The following is a 21471-nucleotide window of genomic DNA, read 5'->3' as shown; positions in this document are numbered from 1 at the left end:
AGCTTTTACAGCCCTACTCAACTGTGCGGAGGTGGGACGACGAAATCGAATTCTAACGAATGATCGATTTCTGTCCCACTCTCTCATAAACTATTCTTTTGATGAGTTCCTTTAGTCATCAGACTCTGCAAATACTTGAGTGGCTTTGACTGCTTTCTTCCACCCCTTGTACAATTTCTCTTTGCGAGCTTCATCCATCTGGGGTTCAAAGATTTGAGCTGCTCCATGAAGAGATTTTAATTCATCTAAGTCCTTCCAATAGCCTACTGTCAGACCTGCTAGGAAGGCTGCTCCTAAAGCCGTCGTCTCCAAGTTTTTGGCACGAGCAATCGCAATTCCAAGAATATCTGCCTGAAACTGCATTAAGTAATCATTTTTCGCTGCTCCTCCGTCTACTTTTAGGACAGGGATAGGAGTTTTGGCATCTACCTGCATGGTGTCGATGATATCGCGAACTTGATAGGCAATGGATTGAAGGGTTGCTTTGATAAAGTCTTCCTTGGTCGTTCCTCGGGTAAGTCCAAAGACAGAACCACGCGCCTCTTGATTCCAGTATGGGGCTCCAAGACCCGTAAAGGCAGGGACCACATAGATTTCATCCTGGTTCTGGGACTTCAGAGCATAGGCTTCCGATTCAGGAGAACTGTCGATCATACGCAGACCATCACGAAGCCATTGAATAGCACTCCCAGCGATAAAGATAGAACCTTCTAGTGCATAGTAAACCTTGCCATTGATCCCATAACCAATCGTCGTAAGCAAATTATTTTCTGACAACTGCATCTCTTCACCCGTATTCATAATGATGAAAGAACCAGTTCCATAGGTATTTTTAACCATACCAGGTTCAAAAGCCAATTGGCCAAAGAGCGCGGCTTGCTGGTCTCCTGCCATCCCCGCAATCGGCACTTGTCCACCGTAGAAATGGAAAGGCGCTGTCTTGCCATAAATCTCAGAGTTTGAGCGCACCTCAGGAAGCATGGCTTTAGGAATGTTGAGGATTTCTAAGATTTCATCGTCCCATTTCAGATCCTTGATATTGTAGAGCATGGTACGGGCAGCATTGGAATAGTCTGTCACATGGGCTGCTCCATCCGTCAGCTTCCAGACCAACCAAGTATCAATGGTCCCAAAGAGTAATTCTCCTTTTTCAGCACGCTCTTGTGCTCCTTTAACATGATCCAAAATCCAACGAACTTTAGTTGCTGAAAAGTAAGCATCGATGACCAAACCTGTCTTTTGGTGGAAGGTTTCTACATAGCCTTGGTTTTTGAGCTCTTCAGCCAGTGGAGCAGTTTGCCGTGATTGCCAGACAATAGCATTGTAAATCGGAAGACCCGTATTCTTATCCCAAACAACTGTCGTTTCCCGTTGATTGGTAATACCGATTGCCTCGATTTGATTGGGCTTGATGCCACTTTCAATAAAGACTTCAGCGATCACCGACTGAACAGAGTTCCAAATCTCATTGGCATTGTGCTCCACCCAACCAGCCTGCGGAAAAATCTGAGTGAATTCCTTTTGGCTAGAGCTAACTTGCTCGCCTTTTTTGTTAAAAATGATGGCCCGCGAACTAGTGGTTCCCTGGTCAATCGCCATGATATAGGTTTCTGGTAACATAAACTGTCCTCCTAAATAAGGTACTTAAACATCTTGTTCTTTCATAAACTAGTATACTCTATTTCATCTAGGATTTGTATCCATTTTTTTAATAAATTACAGTCAAAATTTTCCTTCTGCTTCTAACTCTATCAGATCAAATTAAAAGAGCCCTGAGGCTCTTCCTAGTATTTCAAATGCTTATCAAGATCTGCTCTAATCTAACCGATTTAAGAACTCCATGGTCGGACTGTCCTGGTAAAGTTCTTTGAGAGGAATCTTATGATAGGCAGAAATCTCTTCCGATGTCACACCGTAACGAATCAAGAGATCATAAATACGATTTAAGTCATGACGTAATTCATCCGTAATGAGGACATTATCGCTCGTTTCTTTTGTTTTCCAATAATAAGATGGCAGAACTTCCTTGGTTTCTATTAAAATAGTTTGCAATAAAGTTCCCCCATGACTATCCTTCTGAGAGATATCTGCTCCAAGTTCTAACATTTTTTTAAAAACCTTGAAGGATTGGTCAGCCTTTTCCTTAGACGAATACATCTCATATTGACCATTCCAACGTTTGATCATGCGCCTGCAGTCAAATACAGCTCTTCCACCGGCAGTTTGGATGACCGGTTGACAAAATGGATTCAGCTCTGTCGGTTCTTCAATAAAGTTAAGATCTGCCCCTCTATCAATGAGTAAGTCCGCAATATCTAAATGTCCCGATTTAATAGCGACTTGAAGGAGCGACTGTCCCTGATCTCTTTTAGGTTTGTCACCCGAAATAGCATTGACTTCTTCAGGCTTTTTATCCAATATCTGACGGATTCCCTCTATATCTCCTCTTCGCAATAACTGAAAGGTTTTTTGCATGGTCTTTCCCCCCTTACCTAGTAAATAAATATCAGACTGTGTTAAAACTATGGTCCTACCTCTAGTTTCTTCGTTAAACTGATTATACCATTTTATGGACTCTACATTGAAGTCCTAAAGGGAAAATAAGACAAACTCTCACAGAAAGAGGTTAAACTCTATTTTCTGATTTTCGTATAGCCACTAGCCAAGAGGCTAGCAGGATTTCGAAAATAACTAGAAGGATAATCTGAGGAAGAGAACTCTGAACCAGCATAAGGACAGCCAGACTATCGATCAGCATGTGAGCGAGGATACAAGGAACAGCACCTTTCGAGTACTCCTTGAGCGCTCCAAATAGGAAGGTATTCCCTAAAATCATCAAGTAAAAGATGAGATAGTTAGACGAACCTGCTGTAATCCAAGGGAGTTGATAGATGGGAATATGCCAGAGAAACCAGACAAGGGAAAGAACCATCATTTTAGATATAAAGTGCTTGCTAAAGAAAAGATGCTCTTGTAAAAACCAACGCCAACCTACTTCTTCTAGACCTCCATATAAAAAGGTCCAAGGGAAATAGAAGAAGAAGGCCAAGAGGGAGTTCCCAGTAAAGCGAACATTCATGAGCAGGATGGAAATCCCATAATAAATGATGGGAATGAAGAAAGCTAGGATCCAGGCCAGGTTACTTTCTTTTTGAAGAAAGACCTTTTTGAAAAATTCTCCCAGGGATTTAGTTTCATCTAAGACGATGGAAAAGCAAAGAGCCGTTATCATGGGAATCAAGTTCATTAGGATAAACAGGAGTGAGGCCCCCATACTACTTCCATCTGGGAAACACCAAAGGATAACTTGCCCTACTAGAAAGGTAGCAAGGAGGGAAGTCAGTGCATACCAGATAGCGACTGATTGTTTTGAAATAAATTTGCTCAAACCTTTCTCGATTTCCTCCTGTTCATTTTCTGTAAAATCTTTTAAGTCCATAACCTACTCCTCTTTATCTTTATATAGTAGATTTTACACTCTTACATGTGAATATACAACTAATTGGGATGGGATGCTGCTAGCTGTGAACAATCATAGAATAAGGAAAATCATGATTTCTTTTTTCCTAAAATACCGTACAAAACGATCTGATGGATTTGCTTAACGTCTGTTTCTAAATTATCACTATGGGCTAACTGATTTCCTACACTATTGAGAGCATCCATGACATTTAAAATAAGCTCTGTTGACAAGTCTCTAGAAATCAGCCCCTCTTCTTTCCCTAGATTAATATAAGTGCGATAAATGTCCCGTTTTTTTGCGGTTATCGCTTTCGTTAGGAGACTTGAGAAAGCGGGATCTCTCACCATTTTATCTTGAAAATAGTCCGAGATTTGCTGACTCATTTTCTCCTGACATAGGTCTAAAGCCTGGTCTAATTTTGTATTAAAAGCTAGATTACTTTTTAAAATATCCTCGGCTTGCTGGGTTATTTCTTCAAACAAGTCATTAGCACAGAGAGCCACCAAATTATCTTTGCTCCCAAAATAATTGTAGATAGAAACAGGTGATACTTTCGCTACCTCTGCAATAGATTTTATACTCGTTTCCTTAAAACCTTTTTCTTTGAACAGATGCAAAGCTGCTTGAATAATCGCTTGCTTCTTTTTCTCAGTCGTCTTTTGATATTGATTCATATGAACACCTCAGTTACTACCAATTGTAGCATAAGTTTAAAATATATACCTGTATATTTCATTTTTTCTTGCTATTCTGACTACTTTTCTCTATAATAAAGTTTGAAATTTAATTAATGATATTTCAAACTTTATTATAGAGAAAAGGGGAGGAACATGCTCATTCAATATCTTATAAAGCAATCTAGAAATCCGAGTGGTTTTGTTGGCCGAGTGATTACCAACATCTGGTCGTCCTATTTTAAGAAATTCAGTCTTTGGGCAATCAAACAGACTACCATTTCAGATAATAGTCGGATTTTAGAAATCGGTTATGGCGGTGGTAGCACTATCAAAAACCTACTTGCTTTAGATAAAAATCTTGACATTCATGGCATTGATATTTCCAAGGAGTCTTATCAAACTGCTAAACGGATGCTTTTAAAGTCAATAGAAAACGATAGTGTCCAGCTGATGGTTGGAAATGTTGAAAACCTTCCCTACCAAAATCATTATTTTGATCTTGTCTTTGCCATTCAGACCCATATTTTCTGGAAAGAATTAAAACAAAGCTTTCAGGAAATCTATCGAGTCATGTCCAATCATTCTACTCTGATTATTGCTTCCGAAAAAGAAAAAATTAAGTATCATATGACAGATTATGGAACAAGTTCTGAATTGAGTCAGTTATTAACAAGTATTGGCTTTTCAAAGATTGAAGAAAGGCAAAATTACAAATGGGTTTTATATATTGTAACGAAAAGTGAAAAAAATAAGAGTCAAATAGCGACCAAATAGCTCCTACTCTACTTGTTGAGCTTGAATTCACACTAAAAGTATTTAGGGCAAAGGAAAAGATGACGAGTTCATTAGATTTTTACTAAAACCTTAAAGCCATATCAAAAGAGCAGTTCAAAATAACTGCTCTTTTGATTTATAACTATATGAAGCAATGGAAATCAAGCCAGCTTAGGATTTAGCTTTCTCCATACTGCTACTAGCAATTTTTATGGCAAGAAGGATTATCAACACCTTAATCACAAGTGATAGCCATACGCTCTCAGTTGATGACAGTTGGGATAAAGCATTGATCAACGCATGGGTCATAACACAGATCCATAAATTTTGCGTTTTATGATACAAGGCCGATAAGATAAAACAGTTAGTTAGCAGTCCAACTAGAAACGGAAACAACTGAATGACAGCTAAAGAACCATCAATGTAGAAGTATAACAAATGCCAGCTAGACCAGGCTAAAAAGGTGATCAAAGTAGCTGAAAGATAAGGTATTCTTTCCTCCAAAGTTGGTTGAAAGAAATAACGCCAGCCAATTTCTTCAATCCCACCAAAAAGAAGGGCCTTGAAAGAGAGCACCACTGGCAAGACCAACGATTGAGTGATAATCTTACCACCTAAGATAGATGGGAAAAAGTCGAGCAGCAAGAAAACAAGCACCAAACAATAATTAGCTAAACTGTCTTTGACTTGAAAAAAATCTTTGAGAACTTGTTTAAAACTAGATTGATGGTAACTAATGCTTGCAAGACTGCCCCACAAAGCTGATGACAAACCACCTACAATAATAGTGATGATCCCAATTGGTGATGTAAAATCAACCTTCACTCCTCCTACTCTTAAAAAGCAAACCAAAAGGCTGACTCCTAATACTTGACCAAAGGTTCCTAACAAATACATAGATAGGGCTTGCTTTCTACTCATTCGTGATTCCTTTTCTATTCTTTCATCTAGTTCATGACTCTATTAGATTTGGAGCTTCCCACTAATCCGCATCAACCCAAAGATGGTATTGTTCACAATGGAGACATCGAAAGAGATAGCCGCACATGGAACCATCCTTGACTAAGTATTCAGCTACATCCTGAAATTCATCACGTGCCTCATATTCTTCCAAAACTTGCTCTCCTATGCCCATTTCTTCCAGTTCACGAGTGCCAACTGTCCCCAGATAGGCACAGTAGTCTTGGCAACAAGAGAGCCAATATTCGCCCTGCCAACTACTATAGCCAGGAGTTTGACATAATAGGACCTGGTCTTTTTCCTTATCCATGACCCCTTGCCAATCGGCATCTTGGATAAACTCTGCTTCAAACTTCTGGGCAGCACGACCAGTAGCAATACAAGTCGGACAGAGATGACTTAGCTCCTTCACACAATAGGGTCTCAACGCATAATAGATGGTGTGGTCTTCCCCACACGAAGGGCAGGTCTTAGGCTCCCCTTCCTTAAAGGAACCCGTCGCTAGTGGATCCGGATAATAGCGGAAGGTTGGCAATTCACTGACTTTCTCCTTATGAGCCTCTTTTTCTTTTTCGGTCAAGGGACGAGGGAGAGCAAAGCGATCTCCATGACTTAGACTCATCTTTTCTAAGGTGAAAAGTTTCTTAACTTGCTTGCGATCAGACTTGTCTACTAACTCTGAAAAGAGAGCATAGGCACTGGCATATAATCCCAACTCTTGGTAGACATCCACCAAGACCTGCTTAGCTTCTGGAGTTTCCAGTACGGTCATCCGATCCGCAAATTCATAGAGAGCCAGCACGCTGGATGAATCCTTATCTTGCGCTTGGAACTGCTTTTTTAAGTGGATATATTCTTTCATAGAATCGTTCATAGAATTGCTCACTTTCGTTTTTACAGAGAATCAAATCCTAGTTTTGTTTCCTTCAGGTGATTGTATTCTAGCGTTGAAAATGTACTTTAAACCCATACTTACCAGCATTTTGCTTGAGTTTTTCAACCAACAGTTCATTCTGTTTACTTTTACCAAAAAAGAAGGGAATGGTCTTTCCATTTCTGAGTTCGATATAGAAAGCATAGCGACTCCCACCACCGGCGCGACCACGAAAAATTGCGTACGTGATTTGCTTGATTTCTTTCAGTGGGATCATTCGCCGACTGAAACACAGAGACACATGAATGTAGAAGATGCCATGGTTAATATGGAAGGGCGCAAAGAAGGGACCGCCACTACGTCTCGCGGTTGCCCTTCTTCTCAGGATAAGGAAAAAATTGAAAATGAGTAAGAAAACTAGCACATATATAAATGGAGTATACATCATCATCTTTCTAAACTCTAACACGCTCCCCTTCATCCTCTATTTCATTTCAACCCATTTTTCATTGTCCATGATAAAGGGCTTAGCTAGACCTTCACCGGTGTAATCTTGGTATTTGGTTTCCAAGTATTTGTAGACATCTTCCTTGGTCGCAAACTTGATGGCTTGGTAGGGCTCTTCAAAGGTTAGCTTTTCAACAAAGAGATAGCCGTCCTTGGCAGGGACCAAGACACCGACGTGCCCTACAAAAAGGGTATTTCCGTCTAGGTTATCATGAACGATAACGGAAAGCATGCGGGCATTATCATTGAACTTGAAGTGAGAAAAATACTCTTCCATCTTCTTGGCATGGACTTTGACATCCGTTGTCGCCTCTGTCGGAACCCGTGAATACAGAATGTTAAAAGCTTCCTTGTCTGCCTCATCGAAGATCTTCCCTTTGTCAATGGCATCATTGTCCACGAACAAGAGTTCACTATCCGCTTTCATCTTAGGAATCCCGATGCGATTCTTCAGCAAGGTATAACTATTGATCCGGCAGTTGGTTCCGACGAAATCGCCCTTCTGCTTGGTCCACAAGTCACTGATCTTCTCGACATTGTAGTCTGTTTTCTTAAACTTGCTGAAGTCACCCGTCAAGCCAACAGAGCCAACAATGCTATCATAGTCCGTTACTAGACCAAGAAACTTGTCTACACTTTCCTTATCCAAATAAGCAGAAAAGAGAGCCCGCACTTCTTCGACACTAGCCTTGCTATTGAGGTTGCTGTATGTTCCCTTGTAGTGCTCCTTGTCTGAATGGGACTGCTGAACAGTAGAGCTTTCCTTCTTTTCCTTGGATTGCTTTTGGTTGGTCCCACAAGCCGCTAAAGCAAAGATCGCCAAAGCACAGCTAGTAAGGAGCATGATTTTTTTAGATGGTTTCATAGATTGATTCCTTTTCTCTATACTAAGATGTTTTGTAACATGATACATTTCTTTTTCCTATCGAATCTCCTTATCCTATATTATAGTTTAAAACGGACTTAGCTCCAACTATTTTTCACGAAATGAGGAAAGTTTATAAGTAGCAAAAAGAGCTGGCAGACTGTCCAGCTCTTTAATATGTTACAAAAATCAAAATTAAAATTATCGTTTAATCAGACCAATCTATTTTTGCATGTTCTATTGCGTACTCAGCTTCTTCCTGAGTAAATTTTCTATATTCAACAAGTATTTCTAATAACCTTTCTTTCGAAATGTTGCCACCGTTTGCAGAAGATTCCGCTTTTTTCACAGCTTCCTCTTTCCAATCGAAATGACCTTGTTCTATGGCATAGTCAGCCTCTTCTTGAGTAAATTTGTCAATATTTATAAGTTGTTCAACTAATTTTTCTTTCGAATAATGAAACTCTTGATTTGATTTTGCTTTTAAAAGTGCTTGCTCTTTCCAGTTTACATTAAGCTTATTTAAAGCGTACTGAGTAGCATCCTCTGAATACCTATCATACTCAGTAAGATAAATTTTAATTTGCTGCTGCGATAAATGCTTTTTTGACCAAGATTTAGCTTTTTCATATGCCCTTGTATATTCTGGATATAGTAAAGTTGGAGGAAATAGTCCTTTCATAAACATATTCATTAATGATTCTAAATCATCCTTATTTTTTCTATCACTTGAAGAAGCGTATTCTTGTTTTGATGATTCGAAATCATCCTTATTTCCATCACTTGAGGTAGAGTAATTTTTTTCAGAATTAGTTACTATTTTTCCCGTATAGGAACTTTTCCATTCATTATAACTTCTTTCATAACTATATACCATAAAAGCTATCCATCCTACAAACAATCCAAAAATTGTAAAAATAACTATCAAAAATTTTTTCATCATGAATACCTTTACTTGTTTTTCTCCAATGGAATCTTTCATCCCTCTGGAACTGCTTTCATTAGTATTATATCATGAAATATTGTTCATTTTTATTTACTAGTGTAAAAGTCTCTATGGCTAGTAAATAAAAAAGTGACTGCATTTCAACTGCAATCACTCATTCTATGTGAGATAAAAAATAACAAAGTATTATAAAGGATTATTTAATCTTGTGTTTGTTCATCTTTTCTTCAAAAATGCCTGTCATAATTTTGCGGAGCTCTTCCTCTTCTTTTTCAGGAAGGTCTCCTTGGCGTTTGGCCACGGCATAAAGTTCAGGGTGTTGCTTGGCTACACGCTCAACTGTCTTGGTCGTCGCATGCCCTCTGACAAAGAAAGGAATGCGTTTGATCCATTCTTGCGGTACAAGAGCCAGCAACTTCTTACCTGCTTCTTTATCAGAAATCTCAGCTGTGCTCAATCCTTGCTTGATTTGTTCTTGTTCTTGTTCTGTAAAATCTTTTAATTCCATTTAAAACTCCTCATTCTCCTATTTTGTTTATCTAAGAGCACATTATACACTTATGTAGTGAAAACTACAACTAAAGGAACCGAAAAATAGAGCAAGGGCAAGTCATCCCTCACTCTATCTCTTAATCGTAAAATCTTATGAAGGATATTAATTTCCGATTTACTGTGGAGCATCACCCTTTTGCTTTAAATAATAGTCACTTGCCTCAGTTAGTTTTTTATAATAATGATCGTAACTCTTACTAAATTGTCTAATCAGCGGAATAGCGACCTCATAGTAGTGATGGTCCATCAAAAATGTTTTCAGTTGATCTTGAATATTTTTCATTGGACTTGTTTTGTAATCATCACTGTTCAAATAGCGATCATAAATAGAAATTGTGTCCTTATTTTCATTATGCCACTTTTCATTACTTTCTATCGTAGCTATTTTAGATTCATCAGCCTCTTTTAAGTTCTTCAAATCAATAGTAAAATTATTGTTTAATTTAACCAATCTACTTGAGCATGTTCTATTGCGTACTCCGCTTCCTCTTGAGTAAATTTTCTATTTTCAACAAGTATTTCTAATAACCTTTCTTTCGAAATATTGCCACCGTTTGCAGAAGATTCCGCTTCTTTCACAGCTTCCTCTTTCCAATCGAAATGAACTTTTTCTATAGCATAGTCAGCCTCTTCTGGAGTAAATAGATCAACATCTACAAGTTGCCCAACTAACTTTTCTTTTGAATAATGAAACTTTTGATATGATTTTGCTCTTAAAACAGCCTGCTCTTTCCAGTCTATATTAAGCTTATTGACAGCGGACTGGGAAGTATACTCTGAATACCTGCCATACTTAGTAAGATAATTTTTAATTTGTTGCTTCGATAAAGGAGATTTCTCTGACCAAGATTTAGCTTTTGCATATGCCCTTGTACTTACTGGTACTAGTAAATTTTCTTTCGGTTCTGGAAAGCTTGATCTATTATGAAATTTTTCATAATCTCTATAATAACCACTTAACACAATAGCTACAAATCCCACCATCAATCCAAACATCGCAAAAATAAATATAAAAAATTTTTTCATAATGTATACCTTTACTTGTTTTTAGTCTAATTTGTTATTTTGTGCTTAATAAAACAATATTGTCACTCAACACTAGGAGAATTAACTTCTCCAGTCACTCAAAACAATTCCTATAGAATCCTTCAATAACGGTTTTATTAATCCCTGTTTAAATATAGCAACTCATTCTTAATGATGTTAAAAAATGAGTTGGTTCCATAAAAGACTCAACATTTGTGACAGGACCACCAGGCAATGTCATTCCTTGCCTAGACTCTTTCTCACGATCCATAACAAGAACTCTATCGCCGTCTCTTACCATACAAAGATTTGTGAATTCTAGAGTCTCATTCATAGCCCTATTTCCTAGCTATGTTTCCATTTTTTCTTATCGACAGCCTAACATTTCATCCTAGTCACCTTTTAGTTGCACTTGCGTATGGGCTAGCAGGTCTCCTAGATGCCTCTTATCATTTCTAAACATTGTCATTGCCAGTAGCAAAACTGCGAGGAGAGTCGCCGAAATAGAGAGGCTAATGGATAACACATCAAACTCACTATAGAAACCATGAATCGTGCCCATATGACCGATTTGCCAAGGTAAAAATTTAATGGTGTTTCTGATTAAGCTTGCCTGCACTGTTTTTTTCTGGTAGACCAGTTCAAGTCCCGCTTTTACCTTCCCAAAACTGCCATCATTTTTATAATCCAAGAATGTGAAAAGAAGCGTGATTGGCAAAATAGAGGTTAAAAATACAAGCCACTGCGACTGAATTTCTGTAAACTCTGGGACACCATTAAAAAAAATGATGTAAATAAGCATCGAACCTATAAACAGAAGAACTAAATAAGCTAGAATGAAAAGATAATCGAATAGAAATTCTATCATTCTTTTTTTAAGCGAAATAGGATTGATTGCTAACATCTTCATCACCGTCTCCCCCTTTCTCATCTCCTATTATAATATATGGTTACGAATAAAGAAACCATTTATAAAAGAAGACTGAAATACCTAAATTCCAGTCTTCTTTCTTACTAATTTTCCCTATAAATAACAAAGCCATTTGGCTGAATGATCAAGCGATCATCAGAAATGCTTCCAAGACTCATCAGATCTGCCTGTCCTCTTTCTAAGACAACATCTTTCTTCGACTGGTTAAAGTAGGCTTTGAGCATGTTACCTTCATGCTGCCACTCTACTGCTACTACATCTAGTTCTACTTCTTCCAGACTCACTTTACCATACTGAATCATGCCTGCTACTTCTTTTCGGAGCTGGATCAATTCCTTCATAAAGTTCAGCATGTCATTATCAGCTGCCACGCGCTCCCATGGCATGACACGGCGGCAATCAGGGTCTGGACCACCGATGAGGGCTAGCTCCGTTCCATAATAAATACATGGCGTACCCCGTTGCAGATAAAGGAAGGCGAGAGCAGACTTGACAGACTGGAGATCTCCTTTTGCCGTCGTCAAGATGCGCTCTGTATCATGCGAGTCCAAGAGGTTAAACATAACCTCAGAAATCTGCTGCCTGTAGTACATAGACTGGCTATTGATCTCCCAAATGAAGCGTTGGGTCTCCTTATGCCCCCGCAGGAAATAATCCTTGATACTTTCAGAGAGGGGATAGTTCATCACCGCATGGAACTCATCGCCCTTGAGCCAAGGTTGGGACGAATGCCAGATTTCCCCGAGGATATAGAGATCCGGCTTCTTGGCCAAGACCGCCTTACGGAAATCCCGCCAGAATTGATGGTCGATCTCATTGGCCACATCCAGTCGCCAAGCATCGATATCAAACTCTTCAATCCAGTAAGTCGCCACCTTCAAGAGATAGGCCTTCACCTCAGGATTAGCCGTATTGAGCTTAGGCATAAAGCCCGCAAAGGCAAAAGTATGGTAAGATAAGTCGCGACTATTCCACAGATTTTCTGAGGAGACAGGGAACTCTTTAATATGGAACCAGTCCTTGTAAATCGAATCTTCCCCGTATTTGACCACATCCTGCCATTGGGGTGAATCATAACCAATATGGTTAAAGACGGCATCCAGCATAATCTTCATCCCACGCACATGGGCCTCTTTCACTAACTGGCGGAAGGTCTCCTTATCTCCAAAATGTCGATCAATTTCAAAATAGTCAATGGTATCGTACTTGTGGTTACTCGGAGATTCAAAAATCGGGCAAAGGTAGAGCCCTGTAATCCCTAACTCCTGCAAGTAATCTAGATGATCGATGATCCCTTGTAAATCTCCACCAAAGAAATCCAATACTTGAGGAGCAATAGAGGCATCCCAAGGACGAACACCTTTTGGCGAAATAGCTGGATTCCCATTTGCAAAGCGCTCAGGAAAAATCTGATACCAAACCGTCTGCGCCACCCAATCCGGAACAGCACACCCATCAATCTCATGGATAAAAGGAAGCTTAAAGCCGTTCATGACAAAGTCCAGGTTCTTCTTGGTGTAGGCTGCCACACCTCGATCTCCGTACAAGATCTTCTCTCCCGCTGTGTCCTCTAATTCAAAGAGGTACTGGATCCGTGCATGGCGGACAGATACCGACACTTGCCAATAATCAAAGAGGTCGTCTGTCGTCACCTTGTCCATTTCCTTAGTTGCCTCATAAAGATCTTCTATAAAAATAAAGGGATCCCCATAGTGTAAGACAATCCGTTTGATATCTTCTTTCTTGGTCCGGATGCGAATGTGGAGCTGGCCATCTTTATAAAGATAGGCATACTCCGATTCAGGCCGATGATAAATAGCTGTTAATTCCATCTGTCTCGTCTCCTACTATACTCTCTTTTCATCATTTACCGTTTTATGCAAACGATTCCATAAACTATTTCTAGTATACTACTTTATAAAAACGTTTGCAATATGTTGAGAGAGATAATTTTAGACTACTAACTTTATAAGATTGTATTGCACACAAAAAGCCCAGTATTTGGGCTATAAGATCTTTATTGAATTATTCTTAAATAGTTATTTCAATATTTTTATACAAAATGTCCGCCTTGTCACATCAAAGAGAGGTGGGCGGTCCTATTAATTATATTGTACAGTTTTTACTAGATAATTCAAGTGTTATTCGTATTGTTTAAAATTTACTAACGCAATTATTCATACACTCAGAAAATTAAACCTACATTTATGGTTCAAAAATAGATCATTCTAGTTTAAGCTCTCCAGAATGGCCTCTTCTCTCAGTCGCTCCACGTCTTCTACCGTGGGATGCCATCCTTCAATCATATTGGTGCTCAGAGCAAACCAGACACTCTTAAAAACCTTTTTGTTGTCAAAAATCACACCCATAATCATCATTTTTTCTTTATCTACATCTAAGGTCATATTCTACCTCCGTCCTATTATTATAGCATATTTTAAATCATTTTAGTTCTCCTATTTAGTACTTACCCTACACAAAAAGCCCAGCAAATGGGCTTTCTCATTATCAAAATAACTGATCTTCATTCCTTACTTGTATGCCGCTTTCCAAGACTTAGCGCTTGCTCTTCTGACATCTGAACCACCTTAGAAAAATTAGTATTGCGAGGCATACTGTCCAAAGAGTACCAATAAACATCCGCACTCCCATTTCTGGCTACATAAACTACTGGAGCCAGTTGACGAGTTGGTGCTACAGGTTCGACAGGTTGGACTGGCTGAGCTGGCTCTACTGCTTGACTCGGTTGAGGGGCTTGACTTGGTTGCGTCTCTACAGAAGGGCTAGCAGGTTGAGGTTGACTACTTGGTTCTGTCGGCACTAAAGATGGCTTGGCAGTCCCCTTCAGATAGTCAATGGTCGCATTCTTAGAGTAGTTATCCAAGGTAACGGTGGTAATCCCATAAGCATCTACTGACTCTTTGGGACTACTTAAATTGATTGGTAGAAGGTTGCCATCTCGATCAATTCCTACATATTGCAAGGTCACCTGCCGAGGAATCAATTCATCCCCCGTATAGACAGGCGTCACCTTATAATCCAGCCAATAATTGGGGTGGGTGGCCAGCCAGCTATCGAGTCGTTTCTCGTAGTAGAGCATGCCCTCCACATTACTATCCGCTGTCCCTTTATAATTCCCCGTATTGGTCCAGGCAGTTAGAGGAACCAGATTTTTCCCTTCATCGGTCAGTCCACTAAATTGATAACCAATCAGATGCCCTCTATGGAACAGCCAGGCCTTCTTCCCTTTGTTTCCATAAGCAATCTTATAATTGTGCCAGCCAACCGGATTATAGTTGAGACGTGGTTCTCTTTTTTTCTTTGGCTCATCCTTGTCCTGAAGCTGAATATGGGCTGAGGTCGCACGACCTAAATGATCAAAATCCCCCAGTACAAGCTGCTTACTGCCATTAAAAGGCAGTAGATGAAGGCTCTGGTAATCGAGGCCCGTTTGCTGAGCTTGAGCCCCTTGAACAACGGCCAAGGACATAAAAACCGAGACCAGCGTAACAATAACATTTTTCAAAAACCGTTTTGTAACCATGATTGAAACTCCCACATTTCTATCTAGTGATATTATAGCAGAAAAAACGGTTACAGACATAGAAGATAGGCAATTTATTCTCCTATTTCAATTAGATTTTATAATGAGTTTGTTTTTACTTTAATATTCTTTAGTATATAAAATACGGACTATTATTTTAATACATAATATGATACACAACTTTCCTAAATCAACTTATATTCATACCACTCTTCATCTACTTTCTGAAATCCCAAAGCCAAAAACATTCTTTGACTTTGAGTATTAAAAGGATAAATTTGAGCGGTTACCTTAACCATTTTTTTCTCTCTGGCCAACTGTATCATTTCAGAAATACATCGTCTTCCGATCTGTAAATTCTGATACTCTTTGCTGACCACTATTGAAAGTTCCGAGTTATCTTGAAGTGTCACATCTCCAACCAACACTCCCTCATATTGGATATAATAGCACGAACCATGTGAAGTTAGGTAATCATACATTTTATGAAGTTTTGTTACATCGTAAATCTGATCAGTATTATCCACTTGTTTGCAAACCTCACTATCCTGATACCAAAGAAGGGAGATGGCATCATTCCTATAATAAGGAATAAGAGTGATCTGTTCGTCTACTATTCTATTCATTCTTACTTTTTCTTTCATCATAAATGGTTTCTATTTCCATTTAGCTCTATCTTATCAGAAAAATAACCGGTCTTATTTCTGATGGATCTAATCCCGGATCACTTTGATTTTTCTTCTATTTGCAATGAAATTACTCAAGAAACTAATCATGGTAATCAGCCCAATGACAAGAGGGAAAATAAAAGTGAAATACATTTCAAAGCTTATCTTATTTTCTTGTAGCAATCCTGTTCTCCAAAGACCAATCGCAACAAAAATAGCTAGTCCCATCACAATCAAGGTTTGAAGGAAAGTTCTTTTTAGCATCTTTTTCTTTGCCTCTCCTACTTCATCTTCTGAAACCTCATAGATGTCGAGTTCCAAACGATGAATCACTTGCTCTTGTTGGTACAGGGAGTAGCAAAATACTAAAAACGTGATCACACTGACATAATCCGTATTAAACATGAAACTGAGCAGGAATCCAAGGATAATTCCCGACATAAAGAGCATGTACATGTTGTTCCCAAAAGTACTCAATTCTTTTTCCTTGTATTCGTCAAGCTCACCTGTAATATCGTAGAAAGCTTTCACACATTTCAATTGCCAGTTTTTATTCATCATCATCGATCCTCCAAAATAAAGAATTCAAATCCGTCCCAAGCTCTTTTGCTAGATTGATACAGAGATCTAGGGAAGGGTTATACTTCCCATTCTCAATCATATTAATCGTTTGCCTGGAAACTCCAATACTTTTTGCCAAAGCCAATTGAGAAAGTCCAAGATTGACTCTGTATTCTTTCACACGGTTCACTTGGCACCTCCTAAATGTAAATGTGTCAAATATATTTGATACATTTATTTTACAATACTAGTTGCCGGATGTCAACTATATTTGACATCATTTCCTAAAACTATTTTCTCAACTTTAAAAGCATTAAAAAACGATAGACGTCTGAAGCTATCGTTGTGATTTCTTTTATATACTATCTAGAGGTTTCTTCCGATACTTCAATATTCCCCATCAACCAATTGGACATCTTTTTTCCCTTGTCTTTATAAGGGTTGGGAGGAAACAAGGTAAATGGGGGAATGCTGGCATCGGGGAAGAATAGTTCTACGTTTATCGTTCGCTCGCGATTATGATTGACGTAGGCTGTAAAATAGATATGGTAATGTCCACTCACATCACCACCATTATCATACTCGCCCCTAGCAGTATTTGGTAATAAGGTTACAGATCCTATGTCCTGCTTTTCCTGGGCTAAGTGTGCGATGATCTCACTCTTAATAGCAGCCTCATGATTTCTGACGAAATTCCCATCATCACTGTATCCAGGATGCTCACTAAGAGAATAGAAAACAATGACCATCAGAAAAGGTAGAGAAATTAAAAAAATAATTAGCTTATTCGATTTTAACATGGGGGTCCTCATCCTACTTATAAAAAATCTTGACCCAATCCTGCTTTGCACTGAGTATACGAGAAACATACACTGTATGCTTCTCAATATAATAAAATGCGAGATAGTTCTCTATTGGCATATAACGATAGGGTTTCCCATCATTCGTCATCTCACCATAGCCCCGGCTTGATACCAGAGGACAGGCTTCTGGAAACAGTTCTAGGGTCTCAAGAGCACTTAATAGCAAATCAACTTTGCCATCTGCAGCTTGCTGGCTATAAAAATTCACAAGAATATAGTCGTGAATGCCACGCAAGTCCTGCTTAGCCTGATCTGCAAGAAAGACCTGATAGCGTTTCAACTTAGTCAAGACCAAATTCCTTTCTCACATCGGCTACAGAAGTGACTTTCCCTTGAGCGATTTCCTGATGCCCAACTAAAATCTCCTTCTTCAAATCCTCAAAGGCCACTTGATACTGCGTGTCCTGCAAATCACTTGAAACAAATTCTCTTGGATCCACAGTCCCGTTGGCAATTTTTCGAAGTGCTGCATTTAGGACATCTGACACCGAAATTTTTTGATCTGCAAGTACCTCTTTTGTTTTTTGGTAAAACATCGCATCTGCGCGAAAATTCACTGCTTTCGTGTTTGCCATTTCTACCTCTCCTTTGTACATACAATTTGTATATACATTCTACCATACGAAAGAGAAGGGATTCAAGTGAAAAATGGATTCTTCTTTCACTAAATCTAATTAAGAGATACCGATAGCTAATCTATATTCTTTCTCTCGTGTCAACTGATACCTCTTAGAATCAACAATTTAAGTAGATTCCACATCTTAATTTAACAACTCCAAGTAATTGTAGTCAATTATATTAGATATATTTTATTAATTTCTTTATAGTAAATTCCTATTTCTCTAGCCAAAAGAACGCTTGGTTTAACATCTCTTTTGTTTGTCCAATGATACACGGTCCATGAGAAATAATAATATTCTTAGGTTCCCATTTCTTTATTTTATGATAACTCTTCAATGCTTGTTTTTTACCAAATAAAAAAGTCATTCTTAAATCTCTTGGTGTTTTACCATTTGGATAGTGATTATCACCTATTTTTAACAGTAGCTTTTCAAAAATCGATAAATTTTCTGTTTCTATGTTTTCAATAAGATCCGTTAAAATTAGAGTTGAACTTTCAGTATGGAAAAAAACAACCTCTTTCACGTAAAAACTTCCCTCAAATGTTGTAAAACAAATTTCCTCGTTCCAATTGGCCTTGCTTAATTCCTGACCATAATACAAACTCATTCCCGATTTTCTGGCACGCTTTTGAACACCACTAGCTAGCCAAACTTTTGCTTCAGGAAATAGTTGATGCCATTCATCTATATAACTATAATGTAAGACATTGGGTGCAATAAGGTGTTTTACCTCACCTAATTGCTTGATTTCAAAAAGCAAATTGTCATTAGGCTTTGTCGGTGAATGCACCCAAAGACCACCATTCTGTAGACGGATAACTGTCATTCTAGTTGAAAAAGGCACTTTGAAGAATTTGAAATCCATCAGTACTTCTTCCCCATCCACAACCCATAGATTATCTGCTATCTTTTTTAAGGAATTGAGGGGACTATATTTTTTGACTTCCATGGAACTCTGCTTTCTAAATTAATAAAGTATAATCAATCGTTATTCTCCAAAAATGGGACAACCAACTTAATCCACTCTTGGGGCAGGTAAGCCGACAAAAAGCCATGATTATAACCCTTTGCTTCATACAAGATCGTGTTGGGATGTAGCTGCTGAAATAATTTCGCTGATGCTTTCACACAGTTCAATTCTTTTTCACCATAGATATACAGAACCTGCGCCTTGCTAGCAGAAATCGTATCCTTCATCTTGTAACGCCCCATATAGGTTTTGTAAATAGTCACTAATGTTTTGATAGGCGTCCTTGGCAGATCCTCCAAATAATATGCTTTTATCTCCTCTGGATAAGCCAGTTTAGGATAGAGTTTGTTCATCATGCTTAATTGAAGTTTACAAGAGAATTTACTGAACATCAGTTTACCAAATAGAGCTACTAGAAAGATGCTGATTTTAGCTAACCTTGGTTGAGGAATACAGAGGCTTCCATCTATGATGGCCTTCTCAGCTATCTCGCTGTCTAAGGACAAAAGTTCCATGGCAATTTGACCACCCAGTGAAACACCACCGATCGCAAACACCTTCCCACCACAGTTTGCTTTGACATAGTCTAGGACCTCCAAAGCAGAATCTTCAGTAGAAACATAATCGAGTTGATATTCTTCACCGTGGCCATTCAAAGTGGGTAGAATAACACGGTAGTCTTCTGACAAAATCCGTGCTTGACGAAGATAATTCCACCAAGAACTGCCACCGCCATGTATCAGCAAGATAGAAGGCAAATTCTTATCCCCAAATTCATGGAATTTCATATTTAAACTCCTTACTGTAAGACTTTAACTCGTAGTGATAAAAATCATCTGTTTTAAAGATAGTTATATACGTTAGATTCTGAGCAAAAAATCCTGACATTTCTTCAAATTGATATTTAAGCTCTTTTATTATTCAGCCGTGTTCTTAGTCAAGTACCAACTAGGAATGATTTGCTTCATATCATCATACCATTCCAGAATTTCCTTAGCTTGATGTTGCATTACAGATATTTCTTCAGCTCCGTATGGTACAGCCCATGGCAGAGCACCAACTAGGTTATTTAGAATATAGATAGCGAGAAGCTTCCAAAATAAATCCGGAACCTTATGATCAAAATATCCATCTATCATACCAGACGCAAAAGAGGGAGAGACTTGAGCAGACCATACAATACGATTGAATTCCTCCCAAGGATCTCCAAGATCAAATCGATCAAAGTCAATGACATAAATTTCTCCATCTTCACCAATCATGAAATTCCCGATATGATAATCTCCATGTTGGAAAACCTGAGGTCTATCTTTTAACAATTCTCGATTTGCATTTAAAAACTCAATAAAGGTCTGACCATTTTCATATTGAACGGGACATTCTTTGTATTTGGAGATTTTGTCATCAATTTTTCGATTATAAAAGACCTCCCAATCTTCACGAACTTCTGTAATAGGGAGTGAATGAATTTTTTGGAGGATTCTTCCTGCTTCTACTCCGTAAATGTATTGTTGTTCTTTTGAAACAGTTAAAATGGTTTCTCTTGCATCTTTCCCGTCTATCCATTCGTGTAAAGAATGCACTTCGTCATCACAGAGTTCTATGCTAATCGGTTTACACATCGGAATTCCAAGAGAAGCCACCTTCTCCATCATATCAAATTCAAATTTTTTAGAATCTAACTTCTCCTTATCAGAAACACGCAAGAAATATTTTTGCTGATTTTGATCTGTCACACAATACTTTTTATCATCTGACCAGCCTTTATTTATGGCTATCTTACTAATAAAATTCATCAAGCACTCTCCGATTCATTTCACAACACTTTTTGCAGTTTTCACTAGTAACCTATCCAGTTCGTCTACGCTTTAGTCACCTAGATCAAGATTTAGATAATGGAAACTAGTCAATTTTCTCTATGATATTTCCAAGTTTATCCAATACAAGACATGAATGATCATTTAGTGGAATTATGGGAACATCAACAAGTTCTTCAGCTCTATCCTTATTAGCTTTATCATTCCAGGAATCATAATGGACACTAATTAAAAACTGACTAAAGAGTCCTAATCCATTTTTTATCTTTATCTGATGATCTGAATGATCATTAGGTGAAACATAGACTTTTTCTCCTAATAATAGGGCTCCTGCAGAAAATCCCATAACTTTCGCCCCTTTATTCAGCATATGAACGATATAATTTTTGAACTCCTGATTGACATAAGTAGCTAGATACTTTTCCGTATTTCCACCACCGATGATGATGACATCAGCATCTAGATAGCTATCAAAATTAATCTGCTCAGTGTCCAAGAGTAAGTAATCAGTGTTTAGATTAGGAAATTGACTTTGGAAAACTTCCGTGTACTTTTTCATATACGGTTGCCAATTTTCTCGATAAACTGTAAAAATGACAATTCTTTCGATCTTCCTTGATGACAAAATTTTATTAACAATCGTATGGTTCTTTATCGGTGGATTTCCACCCATCAAAAAAATTTGTGCTTCCATTTTTTCTTTGTCCTTTCTCAAAAACGAGGCAAAGATGGTACTCCAACTTTTAATCTGTCCATACAAGTTTTACCGATAGCTCTCAGAAACTCTTCGCATCTACCGAATTTCAGAACAAAGGCAGCTCATTCTGATTTCATATCAGCCTCTCGTAAT

At 38.3% G+C, this 21471-nt stretch carries 27 protein-coding genes; 1 reads left to right on the top strand and 26 read right to left on the bottom strand.

Going from position 1 to position 21471, the window contains the following annotated elements; all coding sequences use genetic code 11:
• Positions 1–111 precede the first annotated feature (111 nt).
• The 4 genes from glpK to ADI76_RS00705 form a co-directional block, all read right to left on the bottom strand.
• Positions 112–1620: a glycerol kinase GlpK gene (gene glpK / locus ADI76_RS00720; RefSeq protein ID WP_049513983.1), complete on the bottom strand. Its 1509-nt coding sequence runs from the start codon at positions 1618–1620 to the stop codon at positions 112–114.
• A gap of 195 nt (positions 1621–1815) precedes the next feature.
• Positions 1816–2475, bottom strand: coding sequence for an ankyrin repeat domain-containing protein (locus ADI76_RS00715; protein WP_049513981.1), 660 nt, complete (start codon positions 2473–2475; stop codon positions 1816–1818).
• Between the two features lie 151 nt (positions 2476–2626).
• Positions 2627–3388 carry a CPBP family intramembrane glutamic endopeptidase gene (locus ADI76_RS00710; RefSeq protein WP_049513994.1) on the bottom strand — a complete coding sequence of 254 codons (762 nt, stop codon included), beginning with the start codon at positions 3386–3388 and terminating at the stop codon, positions 2627–2629.
• Positions 3389–3549: 161 nt separating this feature from the next.
• A complete protein-coding gene (locus ADI76_RS00705) occupies positions 3550–4137 on the bottom strand; it encodes a TetR/AcrR family transcriptional regulator (RefSeq protein ID WP_049513978.1) in 588 nt (195 codons plus the stop codon).
• A 156-nt stretch (positions 4138–4293) separates the two neighbouring features.
• Between ADI76_RS00705 and ADI76_RS00700 the strand changes: the two genes are divergently transcribed.
• Positions 4294–4914 carry a class I SAM-dependent methyltransferase gene (locus ADI76_RS00700; protein WP_049513976.1) on the top strand — a complete coding sequence of 207 codons (621 nt, stop codon included), beginning with the start codon at positions 4294–4296 and terminating at the stop codon, positions 4912–4914.
• Between the two features lie 171 nt (positions 4915–5085).
• On the opposite strand, the gene ADI76_RS00695 is transcribed toward ADI76_RS00700, so the two are convergent.
• From ADI76_RS00695 to ADI76_RS00590, 22 genes are all read right to left on the bottom strand, one after another.
• Positions 5086–5835, bottom strand: coding sequence for a CPBP family intramembrane glutamic endopeptidase (locus ADI76_RS00695; RefSeq protein ID WP_049513974.1), 750 nt, complete (start codon positions 5833–5835; stop codon positions 5086–5088).
• 61 nt (positions 5836–5896) lie between these two features.
• Positions 5897–6748 (bottom strand): CbrC family protein, encoded by an 852-nt coding sequence (locus tag ADI76_RS00690; protein ID WP_049513972.1) that lies wholly within the window; start codon positions 6746–6748, stop codon positions 5897–5899.
• Between the two features lie 67 nt (positions 6749–6815).
• Entirely contained in the window at positions 6816–7229 is a 414-nt protein-coding gene (locus ADI76_RS11615; RefSeq protein WP_049513970.1) for a hypothetical protein, read from the bottom strand.
• Positions 7230–7232: 3 nt separating this feature from the next.
• Positions 7233–8120, bottom strand: coding sequence for a DUF4300 family protein (locus tag ADI76_RS00680; RefSeq protein ID WP_049513968.1), 888 nt, complete (start codon positions 8118–8120; stop codon positions 7233–7235).
• 208 nt (positions 8121–8328) lie between these two features.
• Positions 8329–9102: an Ltp family lipoprotein gene (locus tag ADI76_RS00675; protein ID WP_239683602.1), complete on the bottom strand. Its 774-nt coding sequence runs from the start codon at positions 9100–9102 to the stop codon at positions 8329–8331.
• Positions 9103–9262: 160 nt separating this feature from the next.
• On the bottom strand, positions 9263–9574 hold the full coding sequence (locus ADI76_RS00670; RefSeq protein WP_049513965.1) for a hypothetical protein: 312 nt from the start codon (positions 9572–9574) through the stop codon (positions 9263–9265).
• A gap of 159 nt (positions 9575–9733) precedes the next feature.
• On the bottom strand, positions 9734–10069 hold the full coding sequence (locus ADI76_RS00665) for a hypothetical protein (protein ID WP_003006842.1): 336 nt from the start codon (positions 10067–10069) through the stop codon (positions 9734–9736).
• Positions 10057–10644 carry an Ltp family lipoprotein gene (locus ADI76_RS00660; RefSeq protein ID WP_003006840.1) on the bottom strand — a complete coding sequence of 196 codons (588 nt, stop codon included), beginning with the start codon at positions 10642–10644 and terminating at the stop codon, positions 10057–10059. The genes ADI76_RS00665 and ADI76_RS00660 overlap by 13 nt, the downstream gene beginning before the upstream one ends.
• Before the next feature lie 391 nt (positions 10645–11035).
• Positions 11036–11575 carry an RDD family protein gene (locus ADI76_RS00650; RefSeq protein WP_049513963.1) on the bottom strand — a complete coding sequence of 180 codons (540 nt, stop codon included), beginning with the start codon at positions 11573–11575 and terminating at the stop codon, positions 11036–11038.
• An 83-nt stretch (positions 11576–11658) separates the two neighbouring features.
• Positions 11659–13407: a glycoside hydrolase family 13 protein gene (locus ADI76_RS00645; RefSeq protein ID WP_049513961.1), complete on the bottom strand. Its 1749-nt coding sequence runs from the start codon at positions 13405–13407 to the stop codon at positions 11659–11661.
• A gap of 396 nt (positions 13408–13803) precedes the next feature.
• Positions 13804–13980: a hypothetical protein gene (locus tag ADI76_RS11520; protein ID WP_193390712.1), complete on the bottom strand. Its 177-nt coding sequence runs from the start codon at positions 13978–13980 to the stop codon at positions 13804–13806.
• A 119-nt stretch (positions 13981–14099) separates the two neighbouring features.
• Entirely contained in the window at positions 14100–15119 is a 1020-nt protein-coding gene (locus ADI76_RS00640) for a DNA/RNA non-specific endonuclease (RefSeq protein ID WP_049513959.1), read from the bottom strand.
• Between the two features lie 185 nt (positions 15120–15304).
• Positions 15305–15745: a GNAT family N-acetyltransferase gene (locus tag ADI76_RS00635; RefSeq protein WP_049513988.1), complete on the bottom strand. Its 441-nt coding sequence runs from the start codon at positions 15743–15745 to the stop codon at positions 15305–15307.
• A gap of 87 nt (positions 15746–15832) precedes the next feature.
• A complete protein-coding gene (locus ADI76_RS00630; protein ID WP_037615666.1) occupies positions 15833–16351 on the bottom strand; it encodes a DUF3278 domain-containing protein in 519 nt (172 codons plus the stop codon).
• The gene (locus ADI76_RS00625) at positions 16338–16538 is read right to left on the bottom strand and encodes a helix-turn-helix transcriptional regulator (protein ID WP_003003382.1); all 201 of its coding nucleotides are present in this window, start codon (positions 16536–16538) and stop codon (positions 16338–16340) included. Before ADI76_RS00625 ends, ADI76_RS00630 begins: the two co-directional genes overlap by 14 nt.
• A 172-nt stretch (positions 16539–16710) precedes the next feature.
• Positions 16711–17148 (bottom strand): hypothetical protein, encoded by a 438-nt coding sequence (locus ADI76_RS00620; RefSeq protein WP_049513956.1) that lies wholly within the window; start codon positions 17146–17148, stop codon positions 16711–16713.
• Positions 17149–17161: 13 nt separating this feature from the next.
• Positions 17162–17500 carry a type II toxin-antitoxin system RelE/ParE family toxin gene (locus ADI76_RS00615; RefSeq protein ID WP_049513954.1) on the bottom strand — a complete coding sequence of 113 codons (339 nt, stop codon included), beginning with the start codon at positions 17498–17500 and terminating at the stop codon, positions 17162–17164.
• On the bottom strand, positions 17493–17786 hold the full coding sequence (locus ADI76_RS00610) for a hypothetical protein (protein ID WP_048716237.1): 294 nt from the start codon (positions 17784–17786) through the stop codon (positions 17493–17495). The genes ADI76_RS00615 and ADI76_RS00610 overlap by 8 nt, the downstream gene beginning before the upstream one ends.
• A 259-nt stretch (positions 17787–18045) precedes the next feature.
• Complete coding sequence (locus ADI76_RS00605; protein WP_049513949.1) at positions 18046–18783, bottom strand: DUF4336 domain-containing protein; 738 nt, start codon at positions 18781–18783, stop codon at positions 18046–18048.
• Between the two features lie 32 nt (positions 18784–18815).
• The gene (locus ADI76_RS00600; RefSeq protein ID WP_049513946.1) at positions 18816–19592 is read right to left on the bottom strand and encodes an alpha/beta fold hydrolase; all 777 of its coding nucleotides are present in this window, start codon (positions 19590–19592) and stop codon (positions 18816–18818) included.
• A gap of 129 nt (positions 19593–19721) precedes the next feature.
• Positions 19722–20600 carry an aminoglycoside phosphotransferase family protein gene (locus tag ADI76_RS00595; RefSeq protein WP_049513944.1) on the bottom strand — a complete coding sequence of 293 codons (879 nt, stop codon included), beginning with the start codon at positions 20598–20600 and terminating at the stop codon, positions 19722–19724.
• Between the two features lie 106 nt (positions 20601–20706).
• Positions 20707–21315 carry a Type 1 glutamine amidotransferase-like domain-containing protein gene (locus tag ADI76_RS00590; RefSeq protein WP_049513986.1) on the bottom strand — a complete coding sequence of 203 codons (609 nt, stop codon included), beginning with the start codon at positions 21313–21315 and terminating at the stop codon, positions 20707–20709.
• Between the last annotated feature and the right edge of the window lie 156 nt (positions 21316–21471).

Source organism: Streptococcus parasanguinis, assembly GCF_001074805.1.
GTDB lineage: Bacteria > Bacillota > Bacilli > Lactobacillales > Streptococcaceae > Streptococcus > Streptococcus parasanguinis_A.
This window is presented reverse-complemented; position numbering and strand designations above follow the sequence as displayed.